Annotated in this window: 19 protein-coding genes; 12 read left to right on the forward strand and 7 right to left on the reverse strand. The window is 73.7% G+C overall.

Annotated elements, in window-relative coordinates; translation table 11 throughout:
* Positions 1–19 precede the first annotated feature (19 nt).
* The 4 genes from FZ988_RS03645 (at position 20) to yicI (ending at position 5764) form a co-directional block, all read left to right on the forward strand.
* Positions 20–1330 carry an ABC transporter substrate-binding protein gene (locus FZ988_RS03645; protein ID WP_149202659.1) on the forward strand — a complete coding sequence of 437 codons (1311 nt, stop codon included), beginning with the start codon at positions 20–22 and terminating at the stop codon, positions 1328–1330.
* A gap of 166 nt (positions 1331–1496) precedes the next feature.
* On the forward strand, positions 1497–2498 hold the full coding sequence (locus tag FZ988_RS03650) for a carbohydrate ABC transporter permease (protein ID WP_149202660.1): 1002 nt from the start codon (positions 1497–1499) through the stop codon (positions 2496–2498).
* Positions 2495–3421 carry a carbohydrate ABC transporter permease gene (locus FZ988_RS03655; RefSeq protein ID WP_149202661.1) on the forward strand — a complete coding sequence of 309 codons (927 nt, stop codon included), beginning with the start codon at positions 2495–2497 and terminating at the stop codon, positions 3419–3421. The genes FZ988_RS03650 and FZ988_RS03655 overlap by 4 nt, the downstream gene beginning before the upstream one ends.
* Before the next feature lie 42 nt (positions 3422–3463).
* On the forward strand, positions 3464–5764 hold the full coding sequence (gene yicI / locus FZ988_RS03660; RefSeq protein ID WP_149202662.1) for an alpha-xylosidase: 2301 nt from the start codon (positions 3464–3466) through the stop codon (positions 5762–5764).
* A 38-nt stretch (positions 5765–5802) separates the two neighbouring features.
* Here yicI and FZ988_RS03665 read toward each other — a convergent pair whose 3' ends face one another.
* Positions 5803–6921 (reverse strand): LacI family DNA-binding transcriptional regulator, encoded by a 1119-nt coding sequence (locus FZ988_RS03665; RefSeq protein ID WP_149202663.1) that lies wholly within the window; start codon positions 6919–6921, stop codon positions 5803–5805.
* A 205-nt stretch (positions 6922–7126) separates the two neighbouring features.
* Between FZ988_RS03665 and FZ988_RS03670 the strand changes: the two genes are divergently transcribed.
* The 5 genes from FZ988_RS03670 to FZ988_RS03690 all read left to right on the forward strand — a co-directional run bounded on the left by FZ988_RS03670 (position 7127) and on the right by FZ988_RS03690 (position 11514).
* Positions 7127–8569 (forward strand): GH1 family beta-glucosidase, encoded by a 1443-nt coding sequence (locus tag FZ988_RS03670; protein ID WP_149202664.1) that lies wholly within the window; start codon positions 7127–7129, stop codon positions 8567–8569.
* A 93-nt stretch (positions 8570–8662) separates the two neighbouring features.
* Positions 8663–8962: a hypothetical protein gene (locus FZ988_RS03675; RefSeq protein WP_149202665.1), complete on the forward strand. Its 300-nt coding sequence runs from the start codon at positions 8663–8665 to the stop codon at positions 8960–8962.
* Between the two features lie 2 nt (positions 8963–8964).
* Complete coding sequence (locus tag FZ988_RS03680; RefSeq protein ID WP_246169183.1) at positions 8965–9777, forward strand: HAD family hydrolase; 813 nt, start codon at positions 8965–8967, stop codon at positions 9775–9777.
* An 11-nt stretch (positions 9778–9788) separates the two neighbouring features.
* Positions 9789–10613 (forward strand): alpha/beta hydrolase, encoded by an 825-nt coding sequence (locus FZ988_RS03685; RefSeq protein WP_246169185.1) that lies wholly within the window; start codon positions 9789–9791, stop codon positions 10611–10613.
* Between the two features lie 73 nt (positions 10614–10686).
* Positions 10687–11514, forward strand: a complete 828-nt coding sequence (locus tag FZ988_RS03690; RefSeq protein WP_149202666.1) for an alpha/beta fold hydrolase — start codon at positions 10687–10689, stop codon at positions 11512–11514.
* A 53-nt stretch (positions 11515–11567) separates the two neighbouring features.
* On the opposite strand, the gene FZ988_RS03695 is transcribed toward FZ988_RS03690, so the two are convergent.
* Complete coding sequence (locus FZ988_RS03695) at positions 11568–11996, reverse strand: hypothetical protein (protein WP_149202667.1); 429 nt, start codon at positions 11994–11996, stop codon at positions 11568–11570.
* Complete coding sequence (locus FZ988_RS03700) at positions 11989–14388, reverse strand: coiled-coil domain-containing protein (RefSeq protein ID WP_188078961.1); 2400 nt, start codon at positions 14386–14388, stop codon at positions 11989–11991. Before FZ988_RS03700 ends, FZ988_RS03695 begins: the two co-directional genes overlap by 8 nt.
* Before the next feature lie 289 nt (positions 14389–14677).
* On the opposite strand from FZ988_RS03700, the gene FZ988_RS03705 reads away from it, so the two are divergent.
* From FZ988_RS03705 to FZ988_RS03715, 3 genes are read left to right on the forward strand one after another with little or no spacing between them, the layout of a single operon-like run.
* Complete coding sequence (locus tag FZ988_RS03705; RefSeq protein WP_149202668.1) at positions 14678–16330, forward strand: hypothetical protein; 1653 nt, start codon at positions 14678–14680, stop codon at positions 16328–16330.
* Complete coding sequence (locus tag FZ988_RS03710; protein ID WP_149202669.1) at positions 16327–17310, forward strand: DUF8094 domain-containing protein; 984 nt, start codon at positions 16327–16329, stop codon at positions 17308–17310. The genes FZ988_RS03705 and FZ988_RS03710 overlap by 4 nt, the downstream gene beginning before the upstream one ends.
* 57 nt (positions 17311–17367) lie before the next feature.
* Positions 17368–18318: a tetratricopeptide repeat protein gene (locus FZ988_RS03715; protein ID WP_149202670.1), complete on the forward strand. Its 951-nt coding sequence runs from the start codon at positions 17368–17370 to the stop codon at positions 18316–18318.
* A gap of 69 nt (positions 18319–18387) precedes the next feature.
* On the opposite strand, the gene glgB is transcribed toward FZ988_RS03715, so the two are convergent.
* The 4 genes from glgB to FZ988_RS03735 all read right to left on the reverse strand — a co-directional run bounded on the left by glgB (position 18388) and on the right by FZ988_RS03735 (position 26031).
* Complete coding sequence (glgB, locus tag FZ988_RS03720) at positions 18388–20604, reverse strand: 1,4-alpha-glucan branching protein GlgB (protein ID WP_149202671.1); 2217 nt, start codon at positions 20602–20604, stop codon at positions 18388–18390.
* A gap of 53 nt (positions 20605–20657) precedes the next feature.
* Positions 20658–22175 (reverse strand): maltokinase N-terminal cap-like domain-containing protein, encoded by a 1518-nt coding sequence (locus FZ988_RS03725; protein ID WP_149202672.1) that lies wholly within the window; start codon positions 22173–22175, stop codon positions 20658–20660.
* Between the two features lie 74 nt (positions 22176–22249).
* Positions 22250–23932, reverse strand: coding sequence for a maltose alpha-D-glucosyltransferase (gene treS / locus FZ988_RS03730; RefSeq protein WP_246169248.1), 1683 nt, complete (start codon positions 23930–23932; stop codon positions 22250–22252).
* Positions 23933–24033: 101 nt separating this feature from the next.
* Entirely contained in the window at positions 24034–26031 is a 1998-nt protein-coding gene (locus FZ988_RS03735; RefSeq protein ID WP_223145037.1) for an alpha-1,4-glucan--maltose-1-phosphate maltosyltransferase, read from the reverse strand.
* Positions 26032–26386: the final 355 nt, after the last annotated feature.

A 26386-nucleotide genomic window follows, 5' to 3' on the forward strand; every position in this document is an offset into this window, starting at 1 on the left:
ACTCAACGAGGAGAACGACATGGGTAAGCGCAAGTACGGCCGGCTGGTCGCCGGCCTCATCGTGGTCCCGCTCGCCCTGGCGGCGTGCGCCAGCGGCGGCGACGAGGGGGGCACGGACGGCGGGGGCACCGAGGACCAGACCCTCAAGCTCTGGCACTACGAGAGCGAGAACGGCGCCATGGGGATCGCCTGGGACGAGGCGATCAAGATCTTCGAGGAGGAGACGGGCGCGACCGTCGAGTTCGAGCGCAAGGCGTTCGAGCAGATCCAGCAGACGGCGGGCATGGTCCTGAGCTCGGACGAGGGCCCGGACCTCATGGAGTACAACAAGGGCAACGCGACCGCGGGCCTCCTGGCCTCGCAGGGCCTCCTGACGGACCTCACGGACGTCGCGGACGAGCGCGGCTGGTCCGACGCGCTCCCCGAGAGCATCCAGACGACGGCCCGCTACGACGAGCGCGGCGTCATGGGCTCCGGCGCCTGGTACGGGGTGCCCAACTACGGCGAGTTCGTGACCGTGTACTACAACAAGGCCCTCTTCGAGGAGCACGGGGTCGAGGTGCCGACCACGCTCGCGGAGATGGAGGCGGCGATGGACACCTTCGTCGACGCCGGCGTCACGCCGCTGGGCATGGCCGGCGCCGAGTACCCGGCGGGCCAGCTCTTCTACCAGCTCGCGCTCAGCCAGGCGGACCGTGACTTCGTGACGGCCTACCAGACGTACACCGAGGAGGTCGACTTCCAGGCCGACCCGCTCAAGTACGGCGCCGAGACCTTCGACGCGTGGGTCAAGGCGGGCTACGTCGCCCCGGACTCCGCGAGCCTCAAGGCCGAGGACATGGGCGTGGCCTTTATCAACGGCACGACGCCGATGATCGTCTCGGGCTCCTGGTGGTACGGGCGCTTCGTGTCCGAGATCGAGGGCTTCGACTGGGGGGTCTTCAACTTCCCCGGCAACACGCTCAACGCCGGCTCGAGCGGGAACCTGTGGGTCGTCCCCGAGAACTCGGAGAACAAGGAGCTCGCGTACGAGTTCATCGACATCACGATGCGCCCCGAGATCCAGGCCCTGCTCGGCAACAACGGTGGCCTGCCGCTCGCGGCCGACCCGGCCGACGTGACCGACGAGAAGAGCCAGGAGCTCATCACGGCGTTCAACGAGGTGCTCGAGAACGACGGCCTCGCGTTCTACCCGGACTGGCCGGTCCCCGGCTACTACGACGTCCTCGTCGCAGGGTTCCAGTCCCTGATCAACCAGTCGCAGTCGCCGCAGGAGGTGCTCGACACGATCGGGACCTCGTACGCGGACGGCGTCGCGAACATCCAGTGAGGCCCCGGGCCGGGACCGGTGCTCGCCACCGGTCCCGGCCCGCACCGGCCGCCCTCCGGCTGCCACCGGCCGCCCTCCGGCTGCCTCCGGCCGCCACCGGCCACCCCTGCGACCAGCGGGTCACGCACCCGCAGTCGCCGTCCGTGGAGCACCGACAGGAGTCCCCATGACCACCACGACCGAGCCGGACGCCAGCCTGACCGTCGCCGCGTCGCCCCGGCGACCACGCGGGTCCGGTCCGGGCCGCACACGAGCCGGCGGGCACCGGCCGGGCGGCGTCGGCCGCGTGTACTGGCTCTACCTCATCCCCGGCTCCCTGCTCTTCCTGGGCGTCATCGTGGTGCCGTTCTTCATGAACCTGTACTACTCGATGACGCGCTGGGCGGGGATCGGCGAGCCCCGCTGGACCGGGCTCGACAACTACACGCGGCTCTTCGCCGACGAGACGTTCTGGCTGTCGTTCCGGAACTCGATCGCGATGATCGTCGCGATGGTCGTGGTCCCGACGCTGCTGGGCCTGCTCCTGGCCGCCGTGCTCTTCGACTACCTCGGCAAGCGGTTCTCCGGCCGGGTCGCGAGCATCCTGCGCGCGACCTACTACCTCCCGCAGATCCTTCCCGTCGCGGTCGCCGGCATCCTGTGGGGCTGGATCCTCAACCCGCAGACGGGCGCCCTCAACGGCCTCCTGACCCGGATCGGCCTCGGCTCCTGGGCGCTCAACTGGCTCGGTGACACGACGACGGCGCTGCCCACGGTGATGATGGTCATGATCTGGGTGCAGATCGGGTACCCCGTGGTCATCTTCATGGCCGCGCTCCAGCGGGTGGACCCCGAGCTCTACGAGGCGGCGGAGCTCGACGGCGCCGGCTGGTTCCGGCGGTTCAGGGCGATCACGCTGCCGCAGATCAAGCCCGAGACGTTCGTGGTGACACTGACGTGCACCATCGCGGCGCTCAAGGTGTTCGGGCCCATCTACGTGCTGACCAAGGGCGGCCCGGAGAACACGACCAACGTGCCCTCGTACTTCGCGTACCAGAACTTCTTCCCCAAGTCCCAGGTGGGCTACGGCGCCGCGATCGCGACCGTGCTGACGCTGATCGTCATCGTCGTGTCGATCGTCTTCATGCGCGTCCAGGCGGCCAGCGAGCGCAAGGAAGGCCTCTCATGAGCAGCATCGCCCCGACCACCACGGCCGACGGTGCGCGCGTGCCGCCGTCGGGCCCCGCCGCCTCGCGTGCCGGCGTCGTGCGCCCCGCACGTGACCGCCTGCACCGCGGGCCGCTGCGGTGGGTCGTGCTCGCGCTGACCGTCCTGGTCGCGCTCCTCATGATGGCGCCGTTCGCGATCATGCTGCTCAACGCCTTCAAGTCGCCGGGGGAGTACTCCGCGAACGGGCCGCTGAGCCTGCCCACGAGCCTGTACACCGACGGCCTCGTGAACTTCTGGAACCGCGTCGAGTACCCGGGCAAGCTGCTCAACTCGGTCGTGATCAGCGGCTCGGTCGCGATCCTCGCGACGGTGGTCTCGCTGTTCAACGCCTTCGCGCTCGGCATCGGGCGGGTCAAGGGCCGCATGTGGATCGTGACGCTGTTCCTGCTCGCGAACATGCTGCCGCAGGAGGCGCTGATCTACCCCCTGTACTACCTCGCGAAGGAGACCGGGCTCTACAACACCCAGCTCTCGGTGATCATCATCTTCACGGTCATCCAGAGCGCGTTCGGCACCTACCTGCTCGCCTCGGTGCTCTCGACGTTCCCGCCCTCGGTCCTCGAGGCCGCGGCGCTCGACGGGGCGAACAGCTGGCAGGTCCTGTGGCGGGTCGTCTACCCGATCTCGCGGCCGACGCTCGCGGTCCTGCTGATCTTCTTCTTCATCTGGACCTGGAACGAGTTCTTCATCCCGCTGGTCATGCTCATCGACAACGCGACGCAGACGATCCCGGTCGCGCTCGCCTCGCTCCAGGGCGATCGACTCATGGACGCGCCGACGATCAACGCGGGCTCCCTCGTGAGCCTGCTGCCCGCGGTCCTCTTCTTCTTCATCTTCCAGCGCACGCTGACCCGTGGGATCACCGCGGGCGCCGTGAAGTAGCCAGACATCCACCCGAGCCTCCGAGAGAGCTGAGAGCGACCCATGAAGTTCACCGACGGCTACTGGATGGTCCGTGAGGGGATGCACCCCCTGCACCCGGCCGAGGCCTACGACATCTGGTCGGCCGACGACGCGATGACCGTCTACGCGCCCACGTCCCGCATCACGAAGCGCGGGGACACCCTCAACCGCCCCGTCATCACCGTGACCTACAGCTCGCCGATGCCGGACGTGATCCGGGTGCGCATCGAGCACCACCAGGGTGGGCTGGACGCCGGGCCGTCGTTCGAGCTGCTGGGTGAGGACCGGGTACCGGTCGAGATCGCGCTCGAGGACGCGCGCGGCGTCCTCACCTCGGGTGGACTCTCGGTCCACGTCCACCGTGGGCCGGCGTGGCGCGTGGACTTCGTGGCCGACGGGCGGGTCCTGACGTCGAGCCTGCACAAGGGCATCGGCGTCGTGGACGCGGACGACGGCACGCACTACGTGCACGAGCAGCTGAGCCTCGGCGTCGGCGAGCTGGTGTACGGCCTCGGCGAGCGGTTCGGCGCGTTCGTCAAGAACGGGCAGAGCGTCGACGTGTGGAACGCCGACGGCGGCACGTCGAGCGAGCAGGCCTACAAGAACGTGCCCTTCTACCTGACGACGGGCGGCTACGGCGTCTTCGTGAACCAGCCCGAGCTGGTGTCGTTCGAGGTGGGCTCCGAGCTCACGTCACGCACGCAGTTCAGCGTCGAGGGGCAGTCGCTCGAGTACTTCGTGATCCACGGGCCCGACCCGAAGGAGATCCTGCGCCGGTACACGGCCCTGACGGGACGTCCGGCGCGCGTGCCGCGCTGGTCGCACGGGCTGTGGATGTCCACGTCGTTCACGACCGACTACGACGAGAAGACGGTCAACGACTTCGTGCAGGGGATGGAGGACCGCGAGGTCCCCCTGAGCGTCGTGCACTTCGACTGCTTCTGGATGCGTGAGCTCAACTGGGTCGACTTCGAGTGGGACCCCCGCACGTTCCCCGACCCCGACGGCATGCTCGAGCGCCTCAAGGAGCGCGGGCTGCGGGTGTGCGTGTGGATCAACCCCTACGTGGCGCAGCGCTCGCCGCTGTTCGCCGAGGGCGCCGAGCGCGGCTACCTCGTCAAGCGCGCCGACGGGTCCGTGTGGCAGTGGGACCGCTGGCAGGCGGGGATGGGCCTCGTGGACTTCACGAACCCCGAGGCCACCGCCTGGTTCACGGGCCACCTGGACCGCCTGCTCGGCATGGGCGTCGACGCGTTCAAGACCGACTTCGGGGAGCGCATCCCCACCGACGTCGTCTGGCACGACGGGTCCGACCCGGCGCGCATGCACAACTACTACGCGTACCTCTACAACAAGGCCGTCTTCGACCTGCTCGTCGAGCGGCGCGGCGAGGGGGAAGCGGTCGTGTTCGCGCGGTCGGCGACGGCGGGCGGTCAGCAGTTCCCGGTGCACTGGGGAGGCGACTGCTGGTCCACGTACGAGGCGATGGCGGAGTCGCTGCGCGGCGGGCTCTCGCTGTCCATGTCCGGGTTCGGCTACTGGAGCCACGACATCGGCGGGTTCGAGGGCACGCCCGACCCGACCGTGTTCAAGCGGTGGACGGCGTTCGGGCTCCTGTCCTCCCACTCGCGGCTCCACGGGTCGGACTCGTACCGCGTGCCGTGGGCGTTCGACACCGAGGCCGTGGACCTCATGCGCAAGTTCACGCGTCTGAAGCTCGCGCTCATGCCGTACCTGGCGCGCGTCGCCGACGAGGCGCACACGGACGGGCTGCCGATGATGCGGCCGATGGTGCTCGAGTTCCCGGGGGACCGGGGCGCCGCGACCGTCGACACGCAGTACATGCTCGGCGACGCGCTCCTCGTCGCACCCGTGTTCTCGCCCGACGGGACGGCGGAGTACTACGTGCCCGAGGGCACCTGGACGCACCTGGAGACGGGCGCCCAGGTCACCGGGCCGCGGTGGGTCCGCGAGCAGCACGCCGTCGACTCGCTGCCGCTCATGGTGCGCCCCGGGAGCGTCGTGCCGATGGGCGCGCGCGACGACGTGCCGGACTACGACTACGCCGACGGGGTGCTGCTCCGGGTGGTCGAGCCCGCGGACGGCACCTCGACGGACGTCCTCGTCCCGCGCGGCGGGGACAGCGCGGGGGAGCCGCCTGCCCGCTTCACGGTGCGACGGTCCGGCGGGTCCGTCGAGGTCGTCGCCGACGGCGCCCCCGGTCGCTGGGGCGTCGCGGTCGTCGCCGACGGTGCGCCGTGGCCCGTGGTCTGGGTCGGGGACGGCGCGCGGTCGGTCACGGCGCTGCCCGACCTGCCCTGACGGGCGGGACGTGCCCGCGGTCCTGACCTGCCGGGTGCCTAGGCCGGGGTGCGCCGCGGCGGCGCCGTCGTCTCCCTGACCGTGACGTGCGGCGGGAAGAGGTGCGGCGCCACCGTGGCGCGCGTGGGCCCGGTGCCCGTCGGGCTCCCGGTCGGGTCGGTGCCTTCGACGGGTGCGGCGGCGGCCGTCGCAGGAGCGGCGGCCCCACCCGGGCGTGGGGGCGGCGTCGGGGTCAGCAGGTCCATGACGAGGTCGACCGCCGCTCCGCCGATCTCCTGCGCGGGGATGTCGATGGCGGTGAGCGCGATGGACTGGCTCAGGGCCACCTCCGCGGGGCAGACGGCGACGAGCGAGACGTCGTCCGGCACGCGCCGGCCCTCGCGTCGCAGGGTGCTGAGCACCGTGGGCAGCGCCGACTCGTTGTGCACGACCACGCCTGTCAGGTCGGGCATCGCCTCGAGCACGGCGAGCGTCGCGGCGCGCGCCCCCACGGCCGTGCCCTCGCAGGGCTGGACGAGCACCTCGAGGCCGGCGGCCTCGGCCTGCGCGCGGTAGCCCCGCAGCATGCGCTCGGCGTACGAGGTGTGCCGCTCGAGGACGGACGGCGGGGGACCGATCAGCGCGACCCGGCGGTGCCCGAGGTCGGTGAGGTGCCGCAGCGCGAGGCGGCCCACCTCCTCGAAGTCGAGGTCGACGCACGTGAGACCTCGCTCGTCGCCCGGGAGCCCGATGAGCACGGCGGGCTGCTTGAGCCCGCGCAGGGCCGGCAGCCGCTCGTCGTCGGCCTCGACGTCCATGACGATGACCGCGTCGACCATCGAGCCGTGCGAGACGCGCTCGATGCCCGCCATGTCGTCCTGGGTGAGCAGCAGCACGTCGTGGTCGAACTCGCGTGCGCGGCGCACCACGCCGGTGACGAACTGCATGATGACGTTGACGTCCACGCCCGCCCGCAGCGGTGCCATGAGCGCGATCACGCTCGTCCGGGCCGAGGCGAGGGCCCGGGCACCCGCGTGCGGACGGAAGCCGAGGTCCGCGATGGCCTGGCGGACGCGCTCCTGCGTGGGCCCGGAGATCGTGCGCTTGCCGGAGAGCACGTACGACACCGTGGACGCCGAGACGCCTGCGGCCCGGGCGACGTCGTCGATCGTCGGCATGGGGCTCCTTCCCTGAGCTGGCTCCATGGTCGTCCCTGCGGACCGGTCCGCGTGCGAGGCGCGCGCGGTCGCGGGGCACCCGGACGCCGGACGGGTGAACGCGCGGCGGCCTCCTCGACGGCGCCCGCCCGCCCTGCGATGGCCACGCTCCCAGCACCTGGGACGCGGAGGCCGAATCGGTTCGACCACGGCATGATGTCGGCCCATGACGACGTCACCGACAGGCCGCCGCTTCCCCGCCGAGTTCGAGTGGGGCGCGGCCACCGCGAGCTACCAGATCGAGGGTGCCGCTGACGAGGGCGGCCGTGGTCCGTCCATCTGGGACACCTTCTCCGCGACACCGGGCAAGGTCGTCGACGGCCACTCCGGCAAGGTCGCCGCCGACCACTACCACCGCACCGCGCAGGACGTCGCGATGATGAAGGACCTGGGGCTGCACGCGTACCGGTTCTCGCTCGCGTGGCCGCGGATCCAGCCGACCGGCTCGGGCGCCTTCAACCCCGAGGGCCTCGACTTCTACTCGAGGCTCATCGACGACCTCCTCGCGGCCGGGATCGACCCCGTCGTCACCATGTACCACTGGGACCTCCCGCAGGCGCTCGAGGACGCGGGCGGCTGGCCGGTGCGTGACACGGCCCTGCGCTTCGCCGACTACGCGCGCAAGGTCGTCGAGACCTACGCCGACCGCGTGACCGTGTGGACGACGCTCAACGAGCCCTGGTGCTCGGCGTACCTGGGGTACGGCTCAGGCGTCCACGCGCCGGGGCGCACGGACGGCGCCGAGGCGCTCGCGGCGGTGCACCACCTGAACCTCGCGCACGGTCTCGCCGGCAGGGCGGTCCGTGAGGCTCTGGGCGACGCGTCGACGCTGTCCCTGACCCTCAACCTGCACGTCGCACGCCCGGACGACCCGGAGTCGCCGGCCGACCTCAACGCCGTGCGCAAGATCGACGCGCTCGCCAACCGCGCCTTCCTCAACCCGGTGCTCGACGGCTACTACCCGGCCGACCTGCTCGAGGACACAGCCGCGGTGACCGACTGGTCCTTCGTCGAGGACGGCGACCTCGAGATCACGCACACCGGGCTCGACGTCCTCGGCGTGAACTACTACGCGACGCAGCGCGTGCGCACGTTCACGTTCGACCACGAGCGTGCGATGGCCGACGGCCACGGCGCCTCGGCCGCGTCGCCCTGGATCGCGGCGGACGACGTCGAGTTCCTCGCGCAGCCCGGCCCGACGACCGCGATGGGCTGGAACATCGACCCGTCCGGGATGACCGAGCTGCTCGTCGGCCTCTCGCGGACGTACCCCGGCCTCCCGCTCATGATCACCGAGAACGGTGCGGCGTTCGCCGACACGGTCACGCCCGACGGGCGTGTGCACGACGAGGAGCGCGTGCGGTACCTGCACGACCACGTCGAGGCCGTCGGCGCCGCGATGGACGCCGGTGCCGACGTGCGCGGGTACTTCGTGTGGTCCCTCATGGACAACTTCGAGTGGGCCTACGGCTACCACCGCCGGTTCGGCATCGTCCGGATCGACTACGACACCCTCGAGCGCACGTGGAAGGACTCGGCGTACTGGTACCGCGAGCTCCTGCGCACCAGCACCGTGCCGCCCGTCGAGGGCGCGTCCGAGCTGGCCTGACCCCGTGCCGGGGCCGGCCGGCGCTGGTCGGCCCAGCCGGGTCCAGCCCGGCCGGGGCGGGCCGGGGGCCCGCGTCTGCGAGAGGATGGAGCCATGCCGTCCGGACGTAGGTCGAGCCGGCGCCCCTGGGCGCAGGCGCACCCCGAGCTCGACGCCGAGCGTGCGCGCGGCGGACGCCGGTCCGAGTCGGCGGGCGACGGCGAGTGGACCGTGCAGACCGTGCGCAGCGCGGACAAGGTCTACACGTGCCCGGGGTGCCGTCAGGACGTGACGCCCGGCACCACGCACGTCGTCGCGTGGGCCACCGACGACCTCCTCGGCGCCGAGGCGGGCCTCGCCGGACGCCGGCACTGGCACTCGTCGTGCTGGGCGCACCGCGGCCGGCGGCGATGACCGTGGGCCGACGCCTGGTCGCGACCGACCTCGACGGGACCCTGCTACGGGGTGACGGGTCGATCTCGCCCCGCACGGCCCGGGCGCTGCGGGCGGCGCACGAGGCGGACATCGACGTCGTCTTCGTCACGGCCCGTCCGCCGCGCTGGATCGACGCCGTCGCGCACGCGGTCGCCGGCCACGGGGTGGTGATCTGCCTCAACGGCGCACTGGTCTACGAGCCCGGCACCGGGACCGTCCTCCAGGCGGACCTGATGCCCGACCCGCTCGTCGCGACCCTCGCCACCGACCTGCGCCGCGCGTTCCGCGGTGTGGCGCTCGCAGCCGAACGCCCGACGGGCTTCGCTGCTGAGAGCGGCTTCACGTCGTCCCACCCTGTGCCGGACGGGTCGCCCGTCGCGCCGCGCATCGAGGACGTCCTGGACGGGCGCACGGGCAAGCTCCTGGCGCGGTGCGCCGCGGTGCAGGACGAGGCGTTCGTCGCTGCGGTCGCCGAGACGCTCGGCGACCGCGCCGTGGTCGCGGACTCGGGAGCCGCGGGGCTCGCGGAGATCTCCGCGCCCGGCGTGACCAAGGGGATGGCGCTCGCGCGCTGGGCCGCGGCACGCGGGGTCGCTGCGCAGGACGTGTGGGCGTTCGGCGACATGCCCAACGACCTCCCGATGCTCGCATGGGCGGGCCGGGCGGTCGCGGTGGCCAACGCGCACGAGTCCGTGCTGGCGGCCGTGGACGAGATCTGCCCGAGCAACGAGGACGACGGCGTGGCGCACGTCCTCGAGGGCCTCGTGCGGGCGGCGCCGCCCGGCCGTCGATAGGCTCTGGGGTGATGAGCACCGAGAGCGCCGCCCCCAGCTCCAGCACCCCCGACGGACCCGTCGGCCCTGACGGGACCGACGAGGGCGGGACCGAGATCCGGGCCCTGACCGTCCTGCCCGCTCGCCGCGAGGACATCGAGCTCCGCACCGCGGACGGCCTCACCCTCGTGGGTGAGCTCGCGGTCCCCGCCGACCGGCCGCCCCTCGCGACGCTCGTCACGCTCCACCCGCTGCCGACCCACGGCGGGTTCATGGACTCGCACGTGCTGCGCAAGGCCGCCTGGCGGCTGCCCGCGCTCGCGGACCTCGCGGTCCTGCGGTTCAACACCCGCGGCACCTCGAGCCCCCGGGGACGCAGCGAGGGCGAGTTCGACGGGGGAGCGGGCGAGCACTACGACGTCGTCGCGGCGATCGAGTACGCCGAGTTCCACGACCTGCCGCGCCGCTGGCTCGTCGGCTGGTCCTTCGGCACCGAGCTGGCCCTGATGCACGGCGCCGACCCCTCGGTCGAGGGCGCCATCCTCCTGTCGCCACCCCTGCACCGGGCCGGCCCCGAGGACCTCGCCGCGTGGGACGCCTTCGGCAAGCCGCTCGTCGTCCTCGTCCCGGAGCTCGACGACTACCTGCGCCCGGACGAGGCGCGCGAGCGCTTCGCGGCGGTGCGCCAGGCCGAGGTCATCGGCGTCGAGGGCGCCAAGCACCTGTGGGTCGGCGAGGCAGCGGTGCGCCGCGTGCTCGACGAGATCGTCGCGCACGTCCTGCCCGGCCACCCGCCCCTGCCCACGCGGTGGTCCGGCGCGGCGGAGACCGCGACGGCCGACGACGAGACGCGCTGACGGCATCGCCACGGCGCACGAGGACAGCACGACGCACCGACGTACGAGCAGACGAGGACACGGAGGGTCTCTGATGACGACCGACGGCATGCTGCAGCTCCACACCCTGCGACGGGGTGCGCCCGGCAGGCTGCCCCTCGTGCTGCTCCACGGGTTCCCGCTGGACCACCGGATGTGGCTCGACGTGACGGACCTCCTCGCGGGGGACCCCACCGTCCTGGCGCCCGACCTGCCGGGCTTCGGGACGTCGCCCACGGGCCCTGACGTCGCCGAGGCCCTGGGCGCCGACACCGCCGTGCCGTCGGTCGACGTGATGGCCGACGGCGTCGCGTCAGCGCTGCGCGCGGCCGGTGTCGAGCGAGCCGTCGTGGCGGGCCTCTCGATGGGTGGCTACGTGGCGATGGCCCTCGTCGAGCGGCACCCGGGGCTCGTCGCGGGGCTCGGGCTCGTCGACACCAAGTCCACGGCCGACCCTGACGAGGCGCGGGCCAAGCGCCTGCAGGTCGCGGACACGGTCACCGCCGAGATGCGCGTCGACGCCGTCCTCGGGATGCGCACCTCGCTGCTCGGGGCGACGAACCGCGTCACGCGGCCCGACCTCGCGGAGCGCATCGAGCGGTGGATCCGCGACCAGGGCCCGCACGCCGTGGCCTGGGCCCAGCGAGCCATGGCCGCGCGCCCGGACCGGACGGCCGTCCTCGCGGGCTTCACCGGGCCCGCGGTCGTCGTGGTGGGTGGCGAGGACGAGCTCGCGCCCGTCCCGGCCGCGCAGCACATGGCCGACGCGCTGCCCGACGCCGAGCTCGTCGTGGTGCCCGCGGCCGGCCACATGACGAGCAACGAGAGCCCCGAGCCCGTCGCGGCAGCGCTCCAGGGGCTCCTGCGCCGCGCCGGGGACTGAACCTGACGTCGCTGACCTGACGTCGCCTGACGCCAGGCACGGGCTTCAGGCGCTCAGGAGTCGGCGCGCTCCAGGACGAGTCGCAGCGCATCCACGAGGTCGATCGACTCGCCGTCCCGAGCGCCCTTGCCCAGCACGAGCGGGGGGTCGCTGGGCTCGACGGTCGCGCCCGTCAGCCGACCGCGCAGCGTAGGCGGGACCGAGAGGATGTAGAACTCGCCGTCCGTGCCGACGGCGACGCTCTCGTTGCGGCGCAGGTACCAGCCGGTCAGCGGCGTCCGGTAGCGCGCGCGGCCGTCGTAGGTCCGCGCGCGCAGCGGCACGGGTGCGAGCCCCTGCTCCTGCGCGTCGCGGATGAACTGCGCGAGCAGGGCACGGGCCTGCGCGGCCTCGCCCGACCGGCGGCGTTCGAGCGCGGCCGCGTGCGCGGTCGCCGCCTCGCTGCGGCGCTCGCGCCAGTCCTGGTCCGAGCCGTCAGGCACCCTTGCGGTTCCCCGCCCCTCGCGGCGCACGCCCCGGACCCGCTGCGGCGGGCTCGGCGTCGTCGTCGGCCCCGGCCTCGGCGTCTCCGGGCGTCCCGGGGGCAGCCTGAACCTCGGTGCCTGCCCCGGCCTCGCTGTCTGCCACGGTCTCGGCGTCGGGCTCGGCCTCGGTGGCGGTCTGTGCCCCGGCCTCGGCATCGTTGCCGGGCGCGGTCTCGTGGTCGGCACCGTGCGCGTCGTCGGCCGTGACCTCGCCGGTCGTGACCTCGCTGGGCTCGTCGGCCACGGGCACCTCGGTGACGGCCTCGGGGGCGGCGTCCGCCGGGGCCTCGGCGTCGGTCGGCGGGACGGCTCCGTCCGCTGCCGGGGCGCCGGTCGCGTCCTCGTCAGCCGGTGCGTGATCCCCGGCCTCGTCGACCGAGGCCACGCCGTCGTCGTCCGGGCGGGCGTCGCCGGCTGCGGCGACGGCGTCCCGGACGTCACCGTCGGCCGCGGCGTCGGTGCCGGCGCTCGCCGCGCGGGCCGCCGCGAACCGGGCCTCGGCGTGCTCGGCGCGCTCGAGCGTGAGGCGCGAGGGCGTCGGGTCGTGGCCCAGGAGGTTGCGCAGCTCGTCGAGGTAGCTGGTGATGGACTCGCGCTGGCGGTTGAGGTCCTCGACCTGGCGCTGCGCGCTCGTGCGCTCGCGCTCCGCCTCCGTCATGGCCTCCGACAGGGTCTTCTCGGCGTGCTCGCGTGCCTCGGCGACGACGCGGTCGGCGTTGCGCCGTGCGTTCGAGAGCAGGTCCTTCGCGTGCACGTCGGCGTCGCGGCGGATCTTCTCGGCCTGCTCGAGCGCGTTCGCGACGCGCTGCTCGGCCTCTGCGGCATGTGCCTCGGCGTCGGCCACGAGACGTTCGGTCGCCACGCGTGCGGCCTCGTGCCGCTCGGCGTCGGCCCGCTCCGCTGCCTCGCGGCGGGTGGCGATGTCGACCTCGGCGTCGGCCAGGGCGTTGCGCACCTCCTCGCGCATGGCCGCGGCCTCGGCCGTCGCCGCCGCGGTCAGCTCAGCGGCGGTCCGGCGGGCCTCCGTCAGCTGCCGCTCGACCTCGAGGCGCGTGCGCTCACGCAGCTCGGTGGTCTCGCGCTCCGTGGTCTCGCGCAGCTCGGTGGTCTCGCGCTCCGTCGTGCCGCGCAGCTCGGTGGTCTCACGCTCGGTCGTCGATCGCAGGTGGGTGGTCTCGCGCTGGGTGGTCTCGCGCAGCTCGGTCGTCTCGCGCTCCGCGGTGGCCCGCAGCTCGGCGGCGTACTGCTCGGAGTCCGCGCGCACCGTCGCGAGCTCCTCGGCCATCGCGTTGCGGACGGCGGTGAGCTCGTCGGCGACCGCGGACCGCTGCTCCGCGACCTCACGGTCGGCGGTAGCCCGGACGAACGCGGCGTACTGGTCGGCCTCGGTCCGCAGCGCCGTGGCCTCGGTCTCGGCGCGCTGGAGGACGCCCCGCGCCTCGCGCTCGGCTGCCGCACGGACGCCGTCGGCGTACTGCTGCGCCTCGGCGCGCAGGGCACCGACCTGGGCGTCCGTCTGCTGACGCAGCTCGGCGGTCTCCGTCTGTGCGGTGGCCCGCAGGCGTGCGGCGTACTGCTCCGCGTCGGTGCGCAGGGCCGCGGTCTCGGCCTCCGTGCGCTGGCGCAGCTCGGTCGTGTCGGCGTCGGCCGAGGCCCGCAGGTCCTGCGCGTAGCGCTCGGCCTCGTCCCGGAGCTGGGCCGTCTCGGCCTGGGTCGAGCTGCGCAGCTCGGACGTGGCGCGCTCGGTCGAGACGCGCAGCTCGGTCGTCTCCCGCTCGACCGTCGCGCGCAGCGTGCCGAGCTCGCGCTCGAGGCCCGTGCGTCGCTCGTTCTCCTCGGTCGTGATGGCGCTCGAGATGCGCGCGGCCTCGCGCTCGGCGGAACCCACCAGCTCCTCGGCGCGGCGCTGGGCGTTCGTGAGCGTGCTCTCCGCCTCGGAGGAGGCCGAGCTGCGGACCTCCTCGGCCTCGCGGCGTGCGGTCGCGAGCATCTCGGCGACCTCGTTCTCGGCACGTGCGCGGAGCTGACCCGCCGCGAGCTTCGCGCGGGCGAGCGCGTCGGCGGCCTGGGCGTTGGCCTGCGCGACGACGTCGGAGGACTGCTCCTCGGCGGACCGCAGGAGCTGCTCGATGCGCGACCCGAGGCCCGAGTAGGTGGGGCGCTCGGCCTCGCGCAGCTGGCGGTGCGCCTCGGACAGCTCGCCGGAGACCTGCATCGCCTTGGCGTCGAGCTGCTCGACCTGCGTCCGCGCGTCGGCCAGCTGCTGCTCGAGCTGGCGCAGACGCTGGTCGACCTGGGTCTTCTCGTAGCCACGCATGACCACGGGGAACAGCGTTCGCTCGTCGGGCACAGCAACCTCCTGGGAAGGACAGCACTCACGTCCGCCGACCGCGTCGGCCGGCGCACCGGGCCCGCCACAGGGCTCCGCGGTCCGTCGCAGCAGCCAGGGCGCAGCATGCGTGGCCCGCCTCGCAGCCGACCAGGACGTCAGCGTATCGGTCCTCGCAGCCGCGCCCCACCCCGGCGCAGGGGTCCGTCGGACGCACCCCGTGGCGCTCGTGGCGGGCACCGGGGCGGACCTCGTCGCGAACCGACCGGCTGTCTCGCCTATGGTGGATCGTCACGTGGAAGGACGATCTGTGCTCCAACGCGCTCTCGCGTCGCTGCTGTGCCTGCTCGGCGCCGCCGCCATCGGCCTCGGTTTCGCCTCGGCGACCCTGTGGCGCGCCTCCGACACCCTCGAGGCGTCCGCCACCGCCGCCGACGGCTCGACGCTCCTGATGACCGACCCCGGCGTGCTCGACATGGCGGCCGACGAGGTGACCGTCCGGGCGAGCGCCGGCTCCGGTGACACCGTCGTGCTCGCGCTCGGCCGCACCGCGGACGTCGAGGCGTGGATCGGGACCGACGCCCACACGCGCGTCACAGGTCTCGCCGACCTGCGCACGCTCAGCACGGACGACGTCGCCGCGACCGCGCCCGAGGCCACGGAGGAGACGCCCGCCGAGGGCGAGGTCCCCGCCGAGGGTGAGGCCCCGGTGGAGGGTGAGGCGCCGGCTGAGGGTGAGGCAGCGACGACCGGCGACGACGCCGCGGCGGCCACGCCGGCCCCGAACCCCAGCGGCTCCGACCTGTGGCTCGTCGAGGCCTCGGGCGACGGCGAGGCCGAGCTCGAGTGGCAGGCGCAGGACGGCCGCTGGAGCCTTCTCGTCGCCACGACCGGCGAGTCCGCCGGGGCGCCGACGGTGACCCTGGTGTGGCCCCAGGTCGTGACCACGCCGTGGCTGGTCCCCGGGGTCGCGGGCGGTGCGGCCCTGCTGCTCGCCGGGCTCGTGTGGTGGGCCGTGCTGCTGCTCCGGTCGCGCCGTGCCGGTCACGCCGGGCGTACGCGCGACGATGCCCGCCCGGTGTCCGTGCCCCTCGGCGCCCAGGGCGTGGCCGTGCCGACGACGGCCCCCGTGTCGGCGCCGTCCCTGGGCTGGGCGAACGACACGCCCACGGTGGCGCCCGGGACCGCCACGACGAGCCTGCCCGCCCCGGGCGGGGTGGGCACGACGGCGGACCCTGCCGTCCCCATGACCCGGCGTCAGCTGCGCGAGCTCGACCAGCAGCGCGAGCGCGACCGTCATCGGCGGCGCGACTCGGGCGCGGTCCCGCAGGTGCCGGCGCCCGGCTCACCGTCGTCGGCCCCCGCGCCCGCGCCCGGCGTTCCGGCCCCCGTGCCGGCCGAGCACGTGGCGCCGGAGCAGGCGGCCGTCAGAGCGCGGTTCCCCCTCGCGGTGCAGGGCCCCGGCGCCTCGCCCGCCGTCGCGGCGGGCACGGCTCCGGCCGCCCCGTCCGGCGCCGCGCCCACGGCGCCGTCGGCCCCGATGAGCGGTCCGGGCCGGCAGGGCGTCCCCGCACCCGGTCTCCGGTCCACGCCCGGCGTGCCCGCGGGACCTGTGGTCCAGCCCGTGCCCGTGCCGACGTCGCAGGCGCCGGTGACGACGCCGGACGCCGAGCCCCAGGACCGTCGCGGGGGCCTGCTCGGCCGCCTGCGGCGTCGGGGGCCGGCGACGCCCGTGTCGGAGCCGGACGTCGAGCGCACGCCGGCCGCAGCGTCGGCACCGGCCGTCGTCGCCCCGGACACCGTCCCGGGCCGCCCTGGTGCACCCGCGCCGTCGGCGGACGCCTGGCGGCGCGCCTGGGGGTTCTCCGGCGTCGCCACCCCGCCCGGCGAGGAGCCCGCCGGGTGGACCCCGGTCGAGCCGGAGGAGAACGCCGGCGGACGACACGACGGAGGAGCCCGATGAACCGCCTCGCACGGACGTCGGCCGGTGCGGTGGCGGCGTGCGCCCTGCTCGCCGCGTGCAGCGCGCCCCTCCCTGTTCCCGAGCCGGACGCCGTGCCCGCCGCGCTGCCGCCCGCGGTCTCGACGACGCAGGTCGAGGACGTCCTGGGCGAGGTCTCCGCGGTCCTCGCGGAGGCGGACGCCGCGACGCAGCTCGAGCTCCTCACACCGCGCGTCACCGGTCCGGCCATGACGGTCCGCAACGCCGAGTACGTCCTGACGCAGGCAGGGGACACCACGGCGATCACTCCGGTGCCCGCCGCCGCGCAGACGGTCATCGCGCCCACCACGGACGCGTGGCCGCGCACCCTCATGGTCGTGACCGAGCCCCCGGCCGACCTCCAGCCGCCGCTCCTGCTCACGTTCGTCCAGAACAGCCCGCGCGAGCAGTACCAGCTGTGGTCCTGGTCGAGGCTCTTCCCCGGCGCGCAGATGCCCGCGACGGCGCAGCCGGAGGTCGGCAGCGCACTGCTGCCGGTCGACGCGGACACGCTCGCGGTCCCTCCGGCCGACGTGCTCGCGCGCTACGCGGACGTCCTGACCAACGGGGCGGCCTCTCCCCACGTCGCGGAGTTCGCCGAGGACCCGCTCACCACGGGCATCCGCAGCACGCGCGAGGCCTACGGGGGCCTCGTCGGCGAGAACGGCACGCTCGCCGAGACGTACCAGCCGACCGGCGGCGGCCCCTACGCCGTCCAGACCGCCGACGGCGGCGCGATCGTCGTGGGCGCGATCCAGACGGTCACCACGATCACGCTCGCGGACAGCACCCTGAAGATCGGTGACCAGACTGCCGGGCTCCTGGGCAAGGACACCGTCGCGTCCAACCTGGGGATCACCTGGATCAGCATGGTGGCATTCGCCGTGCCGCCCGCGGGCTCGACGGAGCCGATCCGGATGATCGGCGCGGAGCACTCCCGTGTCCAGGTGACGGGCGAGTAGCCTGCGCCCGTCGACGAGCCACGCACGACCCCCGCACACGACCAGCGAGAGCAGAAGATGACGCAGCCCACCGGACCCCGCCCCCGTCTCGACGTCCGCGGAGCCGTCGACCTCTCGGGACTCGGCCGGCCCGCGGCCCCGGCGCCCGGTGGGCCGGCAGGCGCACCGGCCGGTGCCCCGGCGGGCGTCGTCGTCGACGTGACCGACGAGGGTCTGTTCGGCCAGATCGTCCAGCAGTCCGTCCAGGTCCCGGTCGTCTTCGTGCTCTGGGCGTCCTGGAGCGAGGCGAGCCGCACGGTCACCACCGACCTCGTCCGGCTCGCGGGGGAGTACGGCGGCAGGTTCGTCCTCGCCCGGGTCGACGCCGAGGCGTACCCGCAGATCGCGCAGGCGTTCGGCGCCCAGGGCGTGCCCGCCGTCGTCGCGGTGCTGCGTGGTCAGCCCGTGCCGCTCTTCCAGGGCGCCGCCGCGGCCGAGGACATCCAGGCGATCCTCGACCAGCTGCTGCAGGCAGCCGCCGCGAACGGAGTGACCGGGACCGTGACGCCGCTGCCCGCGGCCGAGGCGGAGCCGGCCGAGCCCGAGGAGCCGCCGCTCCCGCCGCTGCACCAGGCCGCGTACGACGCCATCGAGCGCGACGACCTCGACGCGGCCGCCGAGGCGTACGGCCAGGCGCTGCGTGAGGACCCGCGTGACGAGATGGCCCGTGTCGGTCTGGCCCAGGTCGAGCTGCTCAGGCGCACGTCGGGCGTCGACCCCGCCGGCGCCCGGGCGGCCGCGGCAGCCGACGCGCAGGACGTCGACGCGCATCTCGTGGTCGCTGACCTCGACGTCCTGGGCGGCAACGTCGAGGACGCCTTCGCCCGGCTCGTCGACCTCGTCCGGGCCACTGCGGGGCCCGACCGCGAACGCGCTCGGCTGCGCCTCGTCGAGCTCTTCGGCGTCGTCGGCGACGCCGACCCCCGCGTGATGGCGGCGCGCAGGGCCCTCGCCAGCGCGCTCTACTGACGCAGGCCCGCTCGGCCCTACGGCGGGACGGGGAGCGTCGAGCACCTCGACGCTCCCCGTCCGGGGTCCCTAGCGGGTGAGCGGCTCCTGGCCCTCCGGGACGAGGTACAGCGCACCCAGCGGCGGGACGCGGAGCGTGACCGACGCGGGCTGTGCGTGGAGCGGCTGGTCGAGGGCCTGGACGCGGCCCAGGTTGCCGACCCCGGAGCCCCCGTACACCTCCGCGTCGGTGTTCAGCGCCTCGACCCAGGCCCCGCCCTGCGGCAGGCCGACCCGGTAGCCCTCGTGGGGCGTCCCGGCGAAGTTCACGACCACGACGACCGTCCGCCCGGTCCCGTCCCGTCGGATGTAGGACAGCACGTTGTGGTCCGCGTCCTGGGAGTCGATCCACTCGAACCCGGCCGGGTCGCCGTCGAGCGTCCACAGCGCGGGCTCGGCGCGGTAGAAGCGGTTCAGGTCGGTCACGAGGCGTGAGATCCCGGAGTGCTCGGGGTACTCGAGCAGGTGCCAGTCGAGGCTGCGGCCCTCGGCCCACTCGCCGGACTGGCCGAACTCGCAGCCCATGAACAGGAGCTGCTTGCCCGGGTGGGACCACTGGTACGCGAAGAGCCCGCGCACCCCGGCCGCCTGCTGCCAGTGGTCACCGGGCATCTTGCGCAGGAGGGAGCCCTTGCCGTGCACGACCTCGTCGTGGCTGATCGGCAGCACGAAGTGCTCGGAGAACGCGTAGACCAGGGAGAACGTGGCCTCGTGGTGGTGGTACCGACGGTTGATCGGCTCCTCCGCGAGGTAGCGGAGGGTGTCGTTCATCCAGCCCATGTTCCACTTGAGGCCGAACCCCAGGCCGCCGGCGTCCGTTGGCGCGGTCACACCCGGCCAGGCGGTCGACTCCTCGGCGATCATCATGATGCCGGGCGTGCGCCGGTAGGCCGTCGCGTTGGCCTCCTGGATGAAGCGGATCGCCTCGAGGTTCTCGCGGCCGCCGTGGATGTTCGGCCGCCACTGCCCGTGGCTGCGCGAGTAGTCGAGGTAGAGCATCGACGCGACGGCGTCGACCCGCAGGCCGTCGACGTGGAACTCCTCGAGCCAGTAGGTCGCGTTGGCGACGAGGAAGTTCCGCACCTCGTTGCGGCCGAAGTTGAACACGAACGTGCCCCAGTCGGGCTGCTCGCCGAGCAGGGGGTCCGGGTGCTCGTACAGCGGGCTGCCGTCGAAGCGGCCGAGCGCCCACTCGTCCTTGGGGAAGTGGGCGGGCACCCAGTCGAGCAGCACGCCGATGCCCGCCTGGTGCAGGCGGTCGACGAGGTAGCGGAAGTCGTCGGGGTGGCCGAACCGGGCCGTCGGGGCGTAGTACGAGCTCACCTGGTAGCCCCAGGAGCCACCGAAGGGGTGCTCGGCGACCGGGAGCAGCTCGACGTGGGTGAACCCGAGGCCGAGCACGTACTCGGTCAGCTGGTCCGCGAGCGCCCGGTAGCCCAGCCCGGGTCGCCATGACCCGAGGTGCACCTCGTACACGCTCATGGGGCCGCCGTGCGGGTCGCTCGCCGCGCGACGCTCGAGCCACGCCGCGTCGTCCCAGGTGTACTCCGAGCGGACGACGACGGACGCGGTCGCCGGAGGCGTCTCGGTGCCCTGGGCGAGGGGGTCGGCCTTCTGGCGCCACGAGCCCTCCCGCGTGAGGATCTCGTACTTGTAGCGCGCGCCGGCGCCGACACCGGGGATGAAGAGCTCCCACACGCCGCTGCTGCCCAGCGCCCGCATGGCGTGGGCGGCACCCTGCCAGTGGTTGAAGTCCCCGACGACGCGCACGGCCTGCGCGTTGGGTGCCCACACGGCGAACGACGTGCCGTGCACCTCGCCCAGGACGCTCGGGTAGGAGCGCAGGTTGGCGCCGAGCACCGTCCACAGCTCCTCGTGGCGCCCCTCGGCGATGAGGTGCAGGTCGACCTCGCCGAGCGTGGGCAGGAAGCGGTAGGGGTCGTCCGTCAGGGTGGTCTCGTCGCCGTACGTGACGCGCAGCCGGTAGTCGGGGAACGCCTCGGCGTGGAACGCGCACACCCAGACGCCGCCGTGCTCGTGGCTTGCGGGGTGCTCGCCGTCGGCGGTGACGACCACCACGGCGTCCGCGAGCGGACGGAGCACCCGCACGGTGACGACGTCGCCGTCGACGTGCGCGCCCAGCACCCGGTGCGGGTCCTGGTGGGTGCCGGCGACGATCGCGTCGAGCTCCGGGGTGACGATGTCGCGAGGGGTCGGTCCGGTCTTCGGGCTGGGCGGCACGGTCATGTCCTCACCCTGCCACGGGCCCGCGTGGCGTGCACAGGAGAGCGGTGCGGCGTTCAGTCGCCGTCGGCCACGAGGCGGTCCACGGCGCGCAGGGGGATCGGCAGCCACGCCGGCCGGTTCCGGGACTCGTAGACGACCTCGTAGAGCGCCTTGTCGAGCTCGAGGGCCCGCAGCAGGACGTCGGTGACCTCGGCGTCGTGCGCCGCGTCGGCGCCGGGCGCGCGCTGCGTCGCGACCTCCTCGCGGTAGCCGGTCACGAGCCCGGTGCGGGCCTCCTGGGACCAGCGCGGCGACGGTGCGGCGCCCACGGCCGCGGCGTAGTCGATCGAGCGGAGCATCCCCGCGAGGTCGCGGAGCGCGAGGTCGGGGCGGGTGCGCTCGTCGGCGCTCGCCTGGGGCTCGCCCTCGAAGTCCAGGACGGCCCACCCCCGCGTGGGTGAGCGGAGCACCTGGCCGAGGTGGAAGTCGCCGTGGACGCGCTGGAGCGCCGGCAGGTCGGCGAGCTGGCCGACGGCCGCCAGCACGCGGTCGATCGCGGCCGACCGCGCGGCCAGGACGGGCGCGGCCTCGATCGCACCCGCGGCCCGTGCGCGCAGGGTGTCCACGACGGTGCGCGCGACGGCGGTCCGGTCGGCGTCGAGGTCCTCGGCGGACCCCGCGCGCTGCTCCGCTGCCCCGGGGCCCTGCCCCGCGTCGTCGACGGGCAGCGCCTCGCGCAGCGCGTGGTGCATCTGGGCGGTCGTGCGGCCGAGGTCGTGCGCGAGGTCGCCGAAGTCCTCGCCCTGGCGCGCGTGGCGGCACGCGAGCTCGAACCCGTCCTCGGCCCCCACGACGAGCTCGCTGAGCACGCCGAGGTGACCCACGTGGTGATCGTCGTCCGCATGCGGTCCTGCGGGCCACGCACCCGTGAGCCAGGCGAGCGGGCGGGGGACGCCGCGCCAGCCCGCACGGCTGAGCGCGAGGGGCACCTCGACGTCGGGGTTGGCGCCCGGGTTGACGGTGCGGAAGACCTTGAGGATCGCGGGCGGCACCGCGGCGGGGAGCAGGACCGAGGTGTTGGACTGCTCACCCGTGAGCACGCGCATGCCCATGAGCTGGTCCGCGAGCGGTGGAGCGGCCGACGGGGAGACGGCGTCCACGCCCGACGCGGCGTCCCCACCTGCGCGGTGCCCGGTCGCCGAGGCCTCGTGCTCCGCGGCGCTGAGCCAGGCGCGCAGGAAGGCGGCGTCGTGGCACCCGTCAACGACGAGCACCGCCGGTCGGTCCGCCGACGCGGGCAGGCGTCCGACGAGGCCGGCGACCTCGGGACCGTCGGCCCGCTCCTGGCCGTGCTCGTCCGAGGAGGGCGTGGCGTCGTCGGTGCGCAGCACGAGGGGCACCTGGAGCGCGCCGCCCCAGGGGAGGCGCAGGAGCTCGACGCGGACCTCCGCCTGCCCCGCGGGGTCGGTGAGCTCGAGCACCGCGATGCGCTCGACGGGCTCCGCGCTGCCCTTGGCGGGGAACCAGCGCTGCCGCTCGAGCCACGGACGGATGAGGTCGAGCACCGCGTCCGGCGGGGTCGTTCGCGCCATGACGGGGTGTCCGGTCGTGCTGCCGCGATCCTCGTGCGCCATGTCCGTGCCGCCTCCCCTGCCGTCGCCGTCGATCAGCCGGTGGCTGCCGGCGGCGAGACCGTCAGCCAGAAGAAGTCCCGTGAGCCGAGCGTCACGGTGACCTCGCCGTGCGCGTTGACGGGCGCGAAGCGCGCGCCGCCGAACACGTCGTGGAGCTCGTGCCCGGCGTTGTCCGGGAGCCGCACGACCGCCGAGCGCGGCGTCGACGCGAGGTTGGCGACGCACAGCACGGTCTCCGTGGCCGAGCGGCGCAGGAACGCGAGCACCGAGTCGTTGTCGCTCGTCAGCGTGACGAACTCGCCGTTGCCGAACACGGGGTGCTGCCGCCGGATCGTGAGCATGCCGTGCACCCAGTGCAGGAGCGAGGTGGGTGACGCGAGCTGCGCCTCGACGTTGACCGTCGTGAAGTGGTGCACGAGCGACTGGATGACCGGCAGGTAGAGCTTGCCGGGGTCCGACGTCGAGAAGCCGGCGTTGCGGTCCGGCGTCCACTGCATGGGCGTGCGCACGGCGTCGCGGTCGGGCAGCCAGATGTTGTCGCCCATCCCGATCTCGTCGCCGTAGTAGAGGCACGGGCTGCCGGGCAGGGAGAGCAGGAGCGCGTGGGCCAGCTCGATCTCGGCCCGCGAGTTGTCGAGGAGCGGCGCCAGCCGACGGCGGATGCCGACGTTCGCGCGCATGCGCGGGTCCGGCGCGTACCAGCCGTACATGGACGCGCGTTCCTCGGTGGAGACCATCTCGAGCGTCAGCTCGTCGTGGTTGCGCAGGAAGGTGCTCCACTGGCCGCCCGTGGCGGGGATGCGGGGCGTGTCGGCGAGGATGTCGACGATCTGGTTCGCGCGCTGGTCCTTGATCGAGTAGAAGATCCGCGGCATGACCGGGAAGTGGAAGCACATGTGGCACTCCGGGGCCTCCGGCGTGCCGTAGTACGGGATCACGTCCTCGGGCCACTGGTTCGCCTCGGCGAGCATGATGCGGCCCGGGAACTCCTCGTCGACCATCGCGCGCATCTCCGCGAGGTAGGCGTGGGTCTGCGGCAGGTTCTCGCAGTTGGTGCCCTCCTCCTCGAAGAGGTAGGGCACGGCGTCGAGCCGGAAGCCGTCGACGCCGAGCCGCAACCAGAAGCGTGCGACGTCCTTCATGGCGTCGCGCACGTACGGGTTCTCGAAGTTGAGGTCGGGCTGGTGGCTGAAGAACCGGTGCCAGAAGTACTGCCGTCGCACGGGGTCGAACGTCCAGTTGGACGTCTCCGTGTCGACGAAGATGATGCGCGCGTCCTCGTAGCGCGTGTTGTCGTCGCTCCACACGTAGAAGTCGCCGTAGGGCCCCTCGGGGTCCGAGCGGGAGGCCTGGAACCACGGGTGCGCGTCGCTCGTGTGGTTCATGACGAGGTCGATGACGATGCGCATGCCGCGCGCGTGGGCGGCCTCGATCAGCTCCGCGAAGTCGTTGAGCGTGCCGTACTGCGGTGCGATCGCCGTGTAGTCGGCGACGTCGTACCCGCCGTCGCGCAGCGGTGAGGGGTAGAACGGCGGGAGCCACAGGCAGTCGATGCCGAGCCACTGGAGGTAGTCCAGCCGGTTGATCAGGCCGCGGAGGTCGCCCGACCCGGCACCCGTCGAGTCGGAGAAGCAGCGGAGCATGACCTCGTAGAAGACGGCGGTCTTGTACCACTCGGGGTCGTCGCTCAGGCCCTGCGGCGCGATCGCCGGCAGCGCGTGCGTCGGCGCGGGGCGCGGCGGCAGCGCGTGGGTGGGGTCGACGACGCGCAGCGCACCGGTGTCCACGGGCGCGGGGGACTGGGGGCGGTCAGGGGTCACAGGGTCCTCACACCGATGATGTGGGCGCACTGGCTCCAGGGGTCGAGCCGCACGTAGGGGTGGGCGCCCCAGGCGTAGACGGCACCCGAGAGGAGGTCGTGCGCCGCGAAGGTCGGGGCGTCGGGGTCGACGGGCGGCTGGATGCCGAGGGCGGCGAGGTCGAGCTCCAGGACGGCCTCGCGCGTCGTGTGCGGGTCGGTGTTGACGACGACGATGACGGTGTCCTCGCGCCCGTGCGGCGACTGCGCGGCGGTGACGCGCCGCGAGAAGCACAGGATCGCGTCGTCGGACGTCCGGTGGACCGTGAGGCCGCGCAGGCGCTGGAGCGCGGGGTGCTCGCGGCGGATCGCGTTGAGCCGCGTCAGCAGGTCGCCGATGCCCGTCTCGCGCGCCGCGACCCAGTCCCGGGGCTTGAACTCGTACTTCTCGTTGTCGATCTGCTCCTCGACGCCCGGGCGCGGCACGCTCTCGACGAGCTCGTAGCCCGAGTAGATGCCCCACGTGGGCGAGCCGGTGGCGGCGAGCACGGCACGGATTGCGAACGCTGGCGGCCCGCCGTGCTGCATGTACGGCGTCAGGATGTCGTGCGTCGTCGGCCAGAAGCTCGGCCGCATGTAGGCGGCCGCGTCGCCCGAGACCTCGCGCAGGTAGGTCGCGAGCTCCTTCTTCGTGTTGCGCCACGTGAAGTACGTGTACGACTGGTGGAACCCGATCCGGGCGAGCGTGTGCATCATCGCCGGGCGCGTGAACGCCTCGGCCAGGAAGATCACGTCGGGGTGCGCCGCGTTGACGTCCGCGATGATCCGCTCCCAGAACGTCAGCGGCTTGGTGTGCGGGTTGTCGACCCGGAACGCCGTGACGCCGTGGTCGATCCACACCTGCAGCACGCGCCGGACCTCGGCGTAGATCCCCTCGGGGTCGTTGTCGAAGTTCAGGGGGTAGATGTCCTGGTACTTCTTGGGCGGGTTCTCCGCGTACGCGATGGTCCCGTCGATGCGGGTCGTGAACCACTCGGGGTGCTCGGTGACCCACGGGTGGTCGGGCGAGCACTGCAGCGCGAGGTCGAGCGCGACCTCCATGCCGAGCGCCCGCGCGTCGGACACGAACGCGTCGAAGTCCGCGAACGTGCCGAGCTCGGGGTGGATCGCGTCGTGGCCGCCCTCGGCCGAGCCGATGGCGTAGGGCGAGCCCGGGTCGCCCGGCTCGGTGTCGAGCGAGTTGTTGCGCCCCTTGCGATGGGTCGAGCCGATCGGGTGGACGGGCGTCAGGTACACGACGTCGAAGCCCATCTCGGCGATGTCCGGCAGCCGCTGCGCCGCGGTCCGCAGCGTGCCCGAGCGCCACGTCCCCGTCGCCCGGTCGAGGACGGCGCCCTCGGAGCGCGGGAACATCTCGTACCAGGAGCCGACGAGCGCGCGCTCGCGCTGGACCACGAGGGGGTACGTGGGCGAGGCGGACACGTGCTCGCGCAGCGGGTGCGCTGCGAGGGCCTCGACGACCTCGGGCGAGGTGCCCGCCGCGAGCCGTGCGGCCGGGGGACGGCTCGTGTCACGAAGGCCGCTCGCGGCGTCGTGCAGCGTGGTCGCGACGCTCGCCGGCAGCTCCGGGCGCTGGGCCGCGCGCGTGAGGAGGGCAGCGCCCTCGGCGAGCATGAGCTCGACGTCGACGCCCGCATCCACCTTGATCGTCGCGTCGTGGTTCCACGTGCCGTACGGGTCCGACCAGCCCTCGACGCGGAAGGCCCACCGGCCCGTCCGGTCGGGGACGAGGTCGGCGCGGTAGGTGTCCAGGCCCTTGTTGACGACGTCCATCGGCACGGCGGCGCGGTCCGTGCCGTCCGGCCCGACGAGCACGGCGGTCGCGGCGACGGCGTCGTGGCCCTCGCGGAACACGGTCGCGGTGACCTCGACGGCCTCGCCGACGACGGCCTTGGCCGGCCAGCGTCCGCACTCGACGACGGGGCCGACGTCGACCACGGGGATGCGGCCGATCACGGGCGCGGGGACCGCCGGGGCCGACGGCGTCGAGGGGGTGGGCGTCGAGGCGGACGGTGCCGCGGGCGGTGCGGGCGGCGCGGCGGGTGCGGCGGGTGCTGCGGGTGCCCGGTCGGGGACGACGGCACCCCGCGTCGGTGAGGTCGACGGGGTGCTCGACGACGCCGGGGAGGCCGGGGAGGACGGGGAGGAGGGCTGCGGCGCGCGGCGCGAGGGCGGCGGGGTCGTCGTCACCCCACGAACCTACCCAGGCGGGGGCCGGGACGGCATCTGGACACGGCCCGCCGCGCAGCCTCCACAGGCTCTGCACCGTTCCGCTGCAAGCATTTCCTCCGTTTGCAGCAATGCGGACACC

This window comes from Actinotalea subterranea, from assembly GCF_008364845.1.
Lineage (GTDB): Bacteria > Actinomycetota > Actinomycetes > Actinomycetales > Cellulomonadaceae > Actinotalea > Actinotalea subterranea.